Annotated in this window: 11 protein-coding genes; 7 read left to right on the forward strand and 4 right to left on the reverse strand. The window is 54.4% G+C overall.

Going from position 1 to position 11222, the window contains the following annotated elements:
* Nucleotides 1–577: lipoyl synthase (locus PAT3040_RS38425; RefSeq protein WP_258234864.1), on the forward strand; the 577-nt coding region annotated here is incomplete at its 5' end.
* Between the two features lie 40 nt (nt 578–617).
* A complete protein-coding gene (locus tag PAT3040_RS06160) occupies nt 618–1340 on the forward strand; it encodes a YutD family protein (protein ID WP_258234866.1) in 723 nt (240 codons plus the stop codon).
* 56 nt (nt 1341–1396) lie between these two features.
* On the opposite strand, the gene PAT3040_RS06165 is transcribed toward PAT3040_RS06160, so the two are convergent.
* Both PAT3040_RS06165 and PAT3040_RS06170 read right to left on the reverse strand, forming a co-directional pair.
* Nucleotides 1397–2188, reverse strand: coding sequence for an NAD kinase (locus tag PAT3040_RS06165; protein ID WP_087570856.1), 792 nt, complete (start codon nt 2186–2188; stop codon nt 1397–1399).
* Between the two features lie 96 nt (nt 2189–2284).
* Nucleotides 2285–3451 (reverse strand): nucleoside recognition domain-containing protein, encoded by a 1167-nt coding sequence (locus tag PAT3040_RS06170; protein ID WP_108991909.1) that lies wholly within the window; start codon nt 3449–3451, stop codon nt 2285–2287.
* A 399-nt stretch (nt 3452–3850) separates the two neighbouring features.
* Between PAT3040_RS06170 and PAT3040_RS06175 the strand changes: the two genes are divergently transcribed.
* Both PAT3040_RS06175 and PAT3040_RS06180 read left to right on the forward strand, forming a co-directional pair.
* On the forward strand, nt 3851–4240 hold the full coding sequence (locus PAT3040_RS06175; RefSeq protein ID WP_087570854.1) for a globin domain-containing protein: 390 nt from the start codon (nt 3851–3853) through the stop codon (nt 4238–4240).
* A gap of 6 nt (nt 4241–4246) precedes the next feature.
* A complete protein-coding gene (locus PAT3040_RS06180; RefSeq protein ID WP_108991910.1) occupies nt 4247–4939 on the forward strand; it encodes a DUF2225 domain-containing protein in 693 nt (230 codons plus the stop codon).
* 52 nt (nt 4940–4991) lie between these two features.
* On the opposite strand, the gene PAT3040_RS06185 is transcribed toward PAT3040_RS06180, so the two are convergent.
* Together PAT3040_RS06185 and PAT3040_RS06190 are read right to left on the reverse strand one after the other, a co-directional pair.
* The gene (locus tag PAT3040_RS06185) at nt 4992–5234 is read right to left on the reverse strand and encodes a hypothetical protein (RefSeq protein ID WP_087570852.1); all 243 of its coding nucleotides are present in this window, start codon (nt 5232–5234) and stop codon (nt 4992–4994) included.
* Nucleotides 5234–5398, reverse strand: a complete 165-nt coding sequence (locus tag PAT3040_RS06190) for a YycC family protein (RefSeq protein WP_108991911.1) — start codon at nt 5396–5398, stop codon at nt 5234–5236. Before PAT3040_RS06190 ends, PAT3040_RS06185 begins: the two co-directional genes overlap by 1 nt.
* A 247-nt stretch (nt 5399–5645) precedes the next feature.
* On the opposite strand from PAT3040_RS06190, the gene PAT3040_RS06195 reads away from it, so the two are divergent.
* From PAT3040_RS06195 to PAT3040_RS06205, 3 genes are all read left to right on the forward strand, one after another.
* A complete protein-coding gene (locus PAT3040_RS06195; RefSeq protein ID WP_256975930.1) occupies nt 5646–6329 on the forward strand; it encodes a response regulator transcription factor in 684 nt (227 codons plus the stop codon).
* Nucleotides 6330–6438: 109 nt separating this feature from the next.
* Nucleotides 6439–8430 (forward strand): sensor histidine kinase, encoded by a 1992-nt coding sequence (locus PAT3040_RS06200; protein WP_108991912.1) that lies wholly within the window; start codon nt 6439–6441, stop codon nt 8428–8430.
* A 246-nt stretch (nt 8431–8676) separates the two neighbouring features.
* A partial coding sequence (locus PAT3040_RS06205; protein ID WP_219930237.1) for a glycoside hydrolase family 44 protein occupies nt 8677–11222 on the forward strand: 2546 nt, incomplete at its 3' end.

An 11222-nucleotide genomic window follows, 5' to 3' on the forward strand; every position in this document is an offset into this window, starting at 1 on the left:
CCGGGTTGAAGTGCTTATTCCGGATTTTATGGGCAATTGGGATGCCCTGCAAGTTGTTATGGATGCCAATCCGGATATCTTGAATCATAATATCGAAACCGTAGCAAGGCTGTCGGATCGCGTCCGCGCGAAGGCGAAATACAAACGTTCTCTGGAGTTGCTGCGCCGGGCCAAAGAGATGAAGCCGAAGATTCCGACGAAGTCCAGCATCATGCTGGGCGTTGGAGAGCAGTATGACGAGATTATTCAGGCGATGGACGATCTCCGCGCCGTGGATTGCAATATTCTGACGCTGGGCCAATACCTGCAGCCTACGCCTAAGCATATGCCAATCGAACGTTATGTTCATCCAGACGAATTCGCCCAGCTTAAGATCGAGGGCAAAAATCGCGGTTTCCGCCATGTCGAATCGGGACCGCTCGTACGCAGCTCGTATCATGCGCACGAACAGACGGATTCCGCTCATGCGGCAATCGCCGCAGAAGAGAAGGGCCAGGCTTTGGAAGACAATATGGAACTGGGTCTGGAGTCCTCATCGGGTTCCTGCGCAAGCGCCGCTTCGGGAGCGCTGGCCTGAGCCAATTAATCGTTAATCGACGCTGAAGCGGGGGGTAACAATGGCATTGATTCATATCGGGGGCAAATCGTACGAGCTCATGCACGAAAATCGCAATGGGTGGAATCCCGAAGCGTTCCGTAACAGGTATAGCGAAGTATTAGAGCGTTACGATTATATTATCGGCGACTGGGGTTACAACCAGCTCCGATTAAAGGGTTTCTTCCGCGATGGCCATCAGAAGGCGGCCAAGGAGAGCAGCTTTTCGGGCGTATCCGATTACATTAATGAATATTGCAATTTCGGCTGCGCGTATTTCGTTCTGGAGAAGAAGCAAGGGGGTAATCACGAGCCGGATGCGGATGATCTGGATCTTAACGTGGATCCCGAGGCTCCAAGGCTGGCGGGCTACGATCTTCGTGCAGCGGTGGAATCCGCAGCTGCTTCTTCTACTTCGGAGGCCGATCAGAGTCATGAGATGGACAGACAGGTCCCTGCGAGAAAGGATCAGCATGGCGGAGCCCGGCATCGGAGTCATAATGGCCACAACAATCACCATGGCCACGGCGGCAAGGGACAGCCTTCATCCCGTGGAGGACAAGGGCAGGAGAAGGATTCTTCTACCGAGCCGGGAGAGAACAAGCGCCGTGACCGCGATCAGTCCTTTAGGAAAAACAATCGCAATAGGCCTAACGATCACCGCGGCAAGAAGCCGGTTAAGGTTGCAGGGAGCGAATCAGCCGTTATATCGGAAGGCCAGAACCACAAGCCGCAGCAGCCATAGAATAAAAAGATAAAAAGACGCCGGGTATCTCCTCGAAGGAGAGTACCCGGCGTCTTTTATGTCATGTCTATAAACGCTTCGCGTACGCGGTTCCAGAAGGTGAAGGCGCGGTATCGCGGGAACGTCACCTTGCGAGTCGATACGCTGCAGCGGATGGAGCGAATGTCGCTGTGCATCATGTTGACGTGGTCCACGCTGAGTTGAATTCGCTGCTCCTTCTTGGATATGATGTCGCAATGATGGTGTTTGGGCAGCATGACGGAGGAGCCGAGCGTCCGAAATACCCGATTATTGATGGAAGCAATCTCCGCAATCTGAAGCGATTCGATGGACGGATGGACGATGGCGCCGCCCAAGCTCTTGTTATAAGCAGTGCTGCCGGATGGGGTTGAGATGACAATGCCATCGCCCCGGAACATCTCGAACAGCTCGTCGTTAATATTGATTTGCGCGACGAGGGTGCCGTCTACGCCCTTCAAGGTAAATTCGTTAAGCGCTACGTAATGAAGCGTCTCGGTGTTTGTTTCCACCTCGATCTGAGCAAGGGGATAACGAACGAGCCTGGGAGTCTCCTCCGCCATTAATCTTACGAGCTCCTCGATTTCGTCCGCGTTCCAGTCTGCATAGAAGCCGAGGTGCCCTGTATGTATGCCGATGAAGGCGACGTCCGCGATATGATCCACGTGCTTGTGGAAAGCCTGGAGCAGAGTGCCGTCTCCGCCGATGGAGATGACGAATTCGGGTCTCTCTTCATCCAGGACGAACCCTCTTGCGGCGGCAAGTGCATGGAATTGTTGGACCAGCGATTTGGATAAAGGGTCCCCTCTGTCGATTACGGCGTATTTCAAGTCGCGTTCTCCTTCCGAACTGTCAGTACTTTGATGATAGCGGAAATCGCCCTTTATTTCAACGATATGACAGGTTATTCGGGATGATTCGCCGCGTTAAAGCGAGGGGCCGAGGAAACCCCAAAGCAGATAGACCATAATCGCCGCCAGGAATGCATGGAGCAATCGCGCTATAAGGAACGGCCGGTACCTCATCGTTGTCCGGCTGACGAGGCTGGCAACCTGTGCATGAACCGATAGTCCCGCCCAGGATAACACCCAGGCCGCGATCGCGGCCTGATGCAGCAGACCGGTTCCGGCCATGCCTGCCGCACGCGCGCCGAGCGTCACTTCGAATAAACCGTAGACGACTGCGTCTGCGAGGGCGGGAGGCAGACCTGCCAATCCCAGGACAAGTCGGAGCCCTTCGGACAGCGCGGAGACAAGTCCCGCATGCGTAAGCATCTCCATCACAACCGAAAAAAACACGACGAGTCCGCCTACGACGATCATCAGCTTGAGCGCGGATTGCACGGCATCCTGCAGCAGTCTGCCCATGTCGCGGCCGTCGAGCAGACGAGCCTCATGCATAGCGTGAAGGGCAGAATAGAATCGGCTTCTTTGCCTTGTCTTCCCTCCTGCGACAGGCACAGAGGGCGACGGATCTGAATCTCCCCTTGCGGATGAAGAGGACGTAGAAGCGGAGACGATGGGATTCTCGGCGGAGGGCTCGGATGACCCATGGCGCTTGCTGCCGATCTCCTCGCTCCTGCCGTGAAGCCGCATGAGCAAGCCGACCGCGAAGCCGCTGCCGTAATGCGCGGCCGCAAGCACCGGCGCCAAGGCGACATTATGGAAGAAGCCGACCGATACGGCCCCTATGAGGAAGATGGGATCCGAGGTCGTCGTGAATGCGACAAGACGCTCGCCTTCGATGCGCGTAATAAGTCTCTGTTCCCAAAGCTGGGAGGTTAATCTTGCTCCGACCGGGTAGCCTGACATATACCCCATCGCAACGACGAATCCCCCAATGCCGGGAAGTCGGAACAAAGGGCGCATCAGCGGATCCAGCAGCTTGCCAAGAAAGTGAACGATACCCAGTCCAAGCAGCACCTCGGAAATCACGAAGAAGGGGAAAAGGGCAGGGAACAGCACTTGCCACCAAATCGACAAGCCACGCAGGGAGGCATATATGGTTTCGTTGGGAAAGACGGCCATGAGCAACGCGACGAACAAGGCTGACATCGCGGTCAAGGACAGCGGGTGGATCATTGAGCGCAGCATCGTGTGTCTCCTTCCGACGGAAGAGCCTGTACGGACTCCATACCTACATATATGTTAGGAGTGGGACATCCATAACTATTGCAGAATGTTACAGGAATATTACAGTTTGTAAACGCTTGCGATTTTGGTTTTAAACAGCGTTTTTTATGGTACAATAGAATCATCCTGACACGCTTGGAGTGATGATCATGAGTATTATCGCCGGCATTCTCGTCTGCGCTTTTGTCTACGTCATCAGGGAGTCCATTGCGGCACCGGCAGAAGAAGAGTACGAATCGTATCAATGAGATGCTGACCCACATAAGTCTTAAGTCCCGCGGACGCGGGCTTTTTTTTGTCCTTTTTTATTTTTGATGTGTTATAATACTAATTACCTACAGTTTGGAGATGGTTTTGACGATGAAGAGGAATATTAGCCTCTATGAGGCGGTAGGCGAAGCAGAAGGTATTAGGACTATAGTCGAGTTATTTTACCCCAAGGTGCAGGCTCATCCATTGATAGGACCGCTATTTCCGGAGGATATTAATCCCGTCATAGACAAGCAGTATATGTTTTTATCCCAATTTCTCGGGGGCCCAAGCTTATATTCCGATGAGCACGGCCATCCCATGATGCGAGCAAGGCATATGCCATTTCCCATTACACGTCGCCATGCGGAAGCGTGGCTGAGCTGCATGCGCAGCGCGCTGGAAGAAGCCGGACATACGCCAGAGCTGCGGGATTTATTGATCGAGAGACTGTCGGGACCCGCGTATCATTTTGTAAACACATCAGAAGAGGAGACGTGAATTCTCATGGAACCGCTATATGAATCCAAGGTAACTTGCATTTGCTGTGAAACGACTTATACAACATCCAGAGTTCGACCGAGTTTCAAGAGGGCATCTCGCATGGATTCAGATTTCTGCGGTTATTACGAGAAGGGCGTCAACCCGGACTTTTATGTCGTAAAAGTATGTCCGGGCTGTGGTTATGCATCGACGGATAATGGCTTTGAGCGTCTAAGCGACAAGCAGAGGAAAAGTTATTACGATGTAATCGGATCGAACTGGAAGGGACTTCAATACAGCGGTGAACGGACCGGCAGACAAGCGATGGAGACGTACAAGCTGGCTTTGCTGGCTGCGCAGGCTACAGGAGCTCCTGACCGTATTCTGTCGGGCTTGCTGCATCACATCGCGTGGTTATACCGTTACGAGGGGAACGTCGCGCAGGAGAAGAGGTTCCTCGCATTCGCGCTGGAATCCTACATCAAGGTGTACGAGCTGGAAGGCAACAGCTTGAACAATGCCAGACTGATGTTTCTAATCGGCGAGCTGAACCGGAGGATCGGAGAGTGGAACGAAGCGGTTAAGTGGTTCTCGCGCGTCGTCAGCGACAAACGAATTATGGACGCTGCCATGATTCGGGCATGCCGGGAGCAATGGCAGCTTATTCGCGAGGAGATGGGGCAGCATGACGGCATCAAATCCGAGGCGGTTGTATAGACAAGCACGGCTGCGGCTTCATCGCCTTAGCTGCGGAGACAGCCTTGCGCCGTCAGGACCCTGATCGGCGCAATGGACTGTCCGCGAGCAAGTAGTCTCTGTCCGCGTCAATAATGGTCATTCTGCCATGGCAGCAAGGAAGGATCATCAGCCTTTTTTTGCCGTCGCGTATGAGCGGCAGCTCGCTTGGCTTAAGCAGCAGCAGCACGTTCTCGGCGTCGCAGAACGGACATTCGGCAACATACAGGTCGCCCATCATGTTCTCGTACGGCCATGTGTTCTCAAACGGAATCATCACTGCGGCTTGGTCTCTCCTTTGTCCGCTTCGGACTTGGCCAGCTCGGCAAGCTTCTGCAGCAAGATATGCCTTGGCATATGCATCAGATTCTCGATCGGAACATTAAGCTCCTTGGATAGCTTTATCGCCGTGTCAGGTGATATTTGCAATGGTTTAGACATAGGTTATCCTCCAATTTAAAAACCGAACTTTTTGAACTCGCACTATTACTGTTATACACCGACGGGCATGCTTCTAGCAAATGAATTGCAGAGGCCGCCCGTTTTTTTTGTGTTCAATAGGATGATCCTGCGAACGGGGTGTCATCGTTTTTGTCATACCTGTCATGGAATGTTGGAATCCTCTATACGATTTCCCATGTGTTTGCTACACTTTTGAGAAAAGCATTGAACAAGGAAACGATAAGAGGTGACTGAGCCCGTGATATCCATTATGATCGTCGACGACCAGCGTTTGCTGAGAGAAGGGCTGCAGACGATACTTCAATCGGAAGAGGATTTGGACATCGTCGGCTTATGCGAGAACGGATTGCAAGCAGTGGAGCTGGCGTCGCGGCAGCAGCCGGATGTTGTGCTTATGGATATTAAGATGCCCGTCATGGATGGCATCGAAGCAATGAAAAGATTGAAGCGCGAACATCCTTCCATAGTGGTGCTTATGCTGACGACCTTCGCCGAAGACCGCTTCATCATCGACGCGATGGCCGGCGGAGCGGATGGCTTTCTCCTCAAGGACATGCCGTCCAAAAAAATCGTGCAGACGATACACGAGGCAATGAGCGGCGCTGTTATGCTTCCGGCGCCTATCGCCTCGAAGCTGGCCGCCAAGCTGTCCGTCTTGTCAGACAGCAGAGCGGATTCATTCGACGAAGACAAGCTCAAAGCGAGCGGATATTCGTTCACGGAGCGAGAACGCAAAATAATTATGCTTATGATCGACGGGTACAGCAATAAGCAGATATCCTCCGGCTTGTTCATGAGCGAAGGAACCGTAAGAAACTATATTAGCGTCATCTACAATAAACTCGGTACGAGCGACCGTCAGGCAGCCGTTGCGCTGCTGAGGAAAATGCTGCTCGAGGATTCGTACTGAATATTGAAGCAAAGTGACAACCGACCCGTTATTGCGGCTGCGCGCCCAATCGCAACTTGCTCAGGTCAAGACGGGCGGCAAAAAACGCCGCATAAGGAGCTAACTTTGCATGCAATTACTAAGGCAACGTCTATCCTTTCTGCCATGGCTGCTTGTATGCGCCGTTGTCATAGGCACATTCCTGCCCATGGTGCTATTAAGCCAGTCGAGCCGGATTGATGGAGAAAGAGAACCTTTCACTGTCCTGTCTCTGCACTGGGAGGTCGCTTTCGGGGCGTCATCGCCGGAGAAGGCTGAGTGGGTGCCATTTGATGAAGCCGCCAAAGCCAAGCTCGACAATTATGAAGGCACGGTGTTGTTGCAGCGGCCCTTGCCCGATCTGCATTGGAACAATCCCTATCTGTACTTCTCGATGATGAATAGATTCGAAGCATTCCTGGATGGCGAATCTATCTACCGGTTCAATATGGATGGCAAACTTAAATATATTAGTCCCACGCGAATGATACATGCGGCAAGCATACCATCCGATACTGCCGGCAGGCATCTGCTTATTCGGGCGGAATGGGAAAAGGCAGGGTTGCTGGGACACGACCTCGTCATGATGGGCGAGCTGGATCAAATTTTATTTATCTCCATTGTGTCGGAGCTCGCATTCATCGTATATTCCATACTGGGAACTGCGGCCGGAGTCACGGGACTCGTGCTGTTTCTCAGAAGGAGGGAGCGTATCTACGGGTGGTTCTCGCTCTTCTGCCTGGCTTCCAGCTGGGGGCTGCTGCTAACTTGCCGTACTCTGCAATGGTTCATTCCGATGAGCAGTGCCTACCATTGGGGGCTGCTGCTCACTCCATTTGCGATTTGGGCGTGCATGGGTTTTTATGCGAATGCGCTTAACGCTGGAAGCTTCCGTTATGTTAAGTTCGCGCATTATGCGATGGGCTTTTATTCGGCTGCGGCCATTTTGTTTGCGGCTGTTGCACCAAGCATCTTCCACCAATGGGTCGGGATGGGCGAACTCTTTATTGCGCTCGTCGGCTTCAGCACGGTGACTTATGCACTGGCGCGTCATGCTTACGGATCGCGAGGGGAAACGACACGGCTGGAGAAACGTTGGCTGCTGCGCGGGTATTGGACGTTTACGATAGGGTCGATCGTCAGTATTATTGCGTTTATCTTCCCCCTGCCGCTAACGAGACTTATGATGGAGATCCCCTATCTGTACCGGGTGGTGGAGGGCATGCTGCCCAATGTATTCTTTTTGTTCCTGATCTGTACGGTCATGGTCATCGTGGTCCGCGTTCGTCAGGTGCATTTGGAGTCGGAGCGCAACGCGGCCGAGCTGCTGGTGAAGAACAGGGAGTTGGAGCAATTCCATCGTAATCTGGAGAAGCTGGTGGATACCCGAACCTCCGAGCTGGAGCGGGCGAACCGGACGCTTGCCGTTACATTGCGGGAGAAGGCGGAGACGCTCGCGGAGATCTCGGTGCTTGAGGAGCGCAATCGTATCGCTTATGAAATGCACGACGTCGTCGGTCATACGTTAACCGCTGCAATCGTTCAGTTGGAGGCGACCCGCAAGCTGACCGATCGGCAAGGCGGAGTTCCGCAAGAAAAGCTGGATTTGCTTGATGAGTTGGTGCGCAAAGGGTTAAACGATATCCGCAAGACGGTTCGGCTGATGAAATCGGACGAAGAACAGCCGCTGTCGCTGGAGGCATCTCTTCGCGAACTCATTCAGTATGCGGAGGACACGATGGAGGTTAAGGTGGAGAGCGATATTTTGCTGCCTCGCGAGCTGTCATTGGGCACAGTGACGGAAGGAGTCTTATGCCATGCGCTGCAAGAGGGGCTGACGAACGGCATTCGCCATGGCCGAAGCTATCGCTTCCGTTTCCGTATCGCATGCGAGGAGAATGAGCTTCGGTTCAGCCTCTCCAACGATGGCGAGCCTTACGAACAGAGCGCCCCGGGCTTCGGGCTCAGCTCCATGATGGAACGGGTGGAGCTGCTCGGGGGCAGCGTGTCTGTACGAGCATCCGCTGGTGCGGACCGCTTGCCTGCAGGGTGCGAACTCGTCATTACCATTCCTCTGAGCTGATTTTGGGCTGGTTGGAGCATGTTAAATAATGCTTGATGTTGACGACAGCCGCTGGCTGGCTTCCCGGGACGGGATGCCGACCGGCGGCTGTTGCGCGTTTAGGAGAGTGATCGAGACTCGGCATAGCAAGCCACTTCGTGACACGTATGACAAAAACGATGACGGATTGTAACTACTGGGATTCCGGCGATTCTTTTACACTGTGATTGATCAATCCAAGACTTGCCAGTGAAAAGGAGAATGAACATGGAAAGAGGCATAAGAACCAGAGGGATCAGGGCCATCGCGCTTGCGTTAATGGCTGCGCTGCTGCTGGCGCAGATGGCTATACCGGGAAGTCGAACCTTCGGCTCGGGTACGACGTTGACCGTATTTGACGATCGTTTGGGAGAGGGATTTAGCAATAACAGCTGGTCTGGCGTCAATCTGGAAGAGGCGGGAACGGTACGGGAAGGGTCTAGATCGATCCGGTTTTCGGCTGGCCATGGAGAGGCGGTCTACCTTTACAAGGATCGAATCATGAACGCCAGCGAATTCGAGGAATTTAGTTTCTGGGTGCATGGTGGCGGAAGCGAGGGGGCGGCGTTCAAGCTCGTATTTACTCTGGGCGGCGGAAGCATCGCCCAGATGGATTCCGCCAATTTGCTGCCGGAAGGTGTGCCAGGGAACGAATGGGCCAAGGTTACTGTGCCGCTCGCGGCTTCGGGCGTAACAGGCTGGATGGACGGCATTTTGATCTGGGGCGGGGGAGCGCAGAGCCCGATTTACTTGGACAGCATGGCTTTCACCGGCATGGGCACTGGCGGCGGAGGACAACAGTCGGGTCAAGAGCCCGGCGGCGGAACTGGAGGAGGAGAACCTGGCGGGGAAGAGCCGGGAGGCGGGGAGCCGGGGCCGGTGGAGCCTGTCGAGCCCATCCAGGGGGTCTATCTCTATGATGATAGTCTGGCCGGCTTCATGGTGAACTACAGCTGGGGCGAGGTTGTATTGGAGCAGCAGAAGGTCAGACGCACGGGAGAAAACGCAATTCGATATGTCCCGGACGGAGATCGGGCGCTGTACCTGTACAGCGGCAATTTGCTGACGGTCAACGAATATGAGAAGCTGCGATTCTATGTTAACGGCGGCGCGGAGGGCGGCCAGTCCGTTAAGCTGGCGCTAACGGCAGGAGGAGTGGCGGCGGCCGAATATCCGCTGGAACGCTGGATTCCGGAGGGCATTCCGGCGAATGCCTGGACAGCGGTGGAGATTGATCTGGCGGAATTGCAGCTGGAGCACCGCCTGTTCGACGGCTTCCGCCTGACAGGAGGAATTGCAGGGGGACAACCGGCCGTGTACATCGACGACATTGGCGTCACGTCAAGGCAAGCGGCGCAGGCCGTTGTGGCCGAACTGCGGCTGAGTCATCCTCAAGTCGTGATGATGCCTGGCGAAGAACGCCAAATCCATGCCGAGACCTTCTCCAAATCCGGCGACACGTCGATCGTGACGGATGACGCGGAATGGTCCGTTGATCGACCGGATCTCATGACAATCGACAATGGCAAGCTGACGGCGCTGGGTGAAGGCATTGTAAAGGTGAGCGCAAACTATCGGACTTTTACGGCCGAAGGTTATGTGCAGATTACCGAAGTCGAGTCCCGGCCCTTGTATACGGATGGATTGGCAGAGGGATACCGCAACTACAGCTGGCATGAAAAGGACTTCGCCAATACGGAGCAAACGCATAGCGGCAGCCGTTCGATCAAGTTCGAGCCGGACGGCTGGGACGGCGTCTGGATCAACCGCGAGCAGAAGCTGAACTTGGAACAGTATTACGGCTTCGAATTTTGGCTGCATGGCGGCGAAGAAGGCGGACAGGCGCTTATGTTCCATGTATACGACGGCGGACAGTCGCGAGGCGTCGTACATCTGGGAGAATTGCTGCCGGACGGCGTTCTGACAGCGGGGCAATGGACGAAGGTGACGGTGAACCTGGCAGATCTGGGACTGGATTCCGGCACGTTCGACGGTCTTATCCTGCAAGCGGCCACCGAAGCCAACCAAGGAACGGTTTATATCGATGATATCGCGCTGCTGGCCAATCCGAATCCGGGACAATTGCCGGAGCCGGAATTGCCGCGCATCTCGGTAGACATCGACCAGTCCTCGGAGCGCAAGCCGATTAGCAACGATATCTACGGCATTAATTTTGATGATAATTATCCAACGGACTCGGCGCTGTCCTTCCCGATCGAACGGTGGGGCGGCAACCAAACGACGCGATACAACTGGCAGCTTGATACGGCAAACCGCGCGGACGACTGGTTCTATATCAACTACCCTTATGACAACGACGAACCCGAACTTCTGCCTCATGGCTCGACCTCGGACAAATTTATCGATCGGGTGCTGGGACGAGGCGATAATGTGCTCATTACCGTACCTACCATCGGCTGGACGCCGAAGGACAGGACGGTGAGCTATGGGTTCTCGCAGCATCTGTACGGCAATCAGATTCGCTGGTCTCCCGATCTGCGGGATGCGGGCAATGGCGTGCTGGCAAGCGGAGAGCATGTCACGGGCAACGATCCCGGCGATACGTCCGTTCAGGTAGGACCGGAATTCGCGACAGGCTGGATTAACCACATCGCGGGCCGCACGGATGACAAAGTGCGCATGTATGCCCTCGACAACGAACCGGAAATTTGGCATGTGACGCATCGCGACGTGCATCCCGAGGCTCCGACCTATGACGAGCTGTGGGACAAAACGGTGCAATACGGCTCGGCGATCAAGGCAGCCGATCCCGA

Source organism: Paenibacillus agaridevorans, assembly GCF_003112455.1.
In the GTDB taxonomy this organism is placed as follows: Bacteria; Bacillota; Bacilli; order Paenibacillales; family Paenibacillaceae; genus Pristimantibacillus; species Pristimantibacillus agaridevorans.

Coding starts and splice junctions, on each gene's coding strand:
- PAT3040_RS06175 (WP_087570854.1), top strand. CDS start 3,851: ATGAAGAGGAATATTAGCCTCTATGAGGCGGTAGGCGAAGCAGAAGGT.
- PAT3040_RS06170 (WP_108991909.1), bottom strand. CDS start 3,451: ATGCTGCGCTCAATGATCCACCCGCTGTCCTTGACCGCGATGTCAGCC.
- PAT3040_RS06190 (WP_108991911.1), bottom strand. CDS start 5,398: ATGTCTAAACCATTGCAAATATCACCTGACACGGCGATAAAGCTATCC.
- PAT3040_RS06180 (WP_108991910.1), top strand. CDS start 4,247: ATGGAACCGCTATATGAATCCAAGGTAACTTGCATTTGCTGTGAAACG.
- PAT3040_RS06160 (WP_258234866.1), top strand. CDS start 618: ATGGCATTGATTCATATCGGGGGCAAATCGTACGAGCTCATGCACGAA.
- PAT3040_RS06185 (WP_087570852.1), bottom strand. CDS start 5,234: ATGATTCCGTTTGAGAACACATGGCCGTACGAGAACATGATGGGCGAC.
- PAT3040_RS06200 (WP_108991912.1), top strand. CDS start 6,439: ATGCAATTACTAAGGCAACGTCTATCCTTTCTGCCATGGCTGCTTGTA.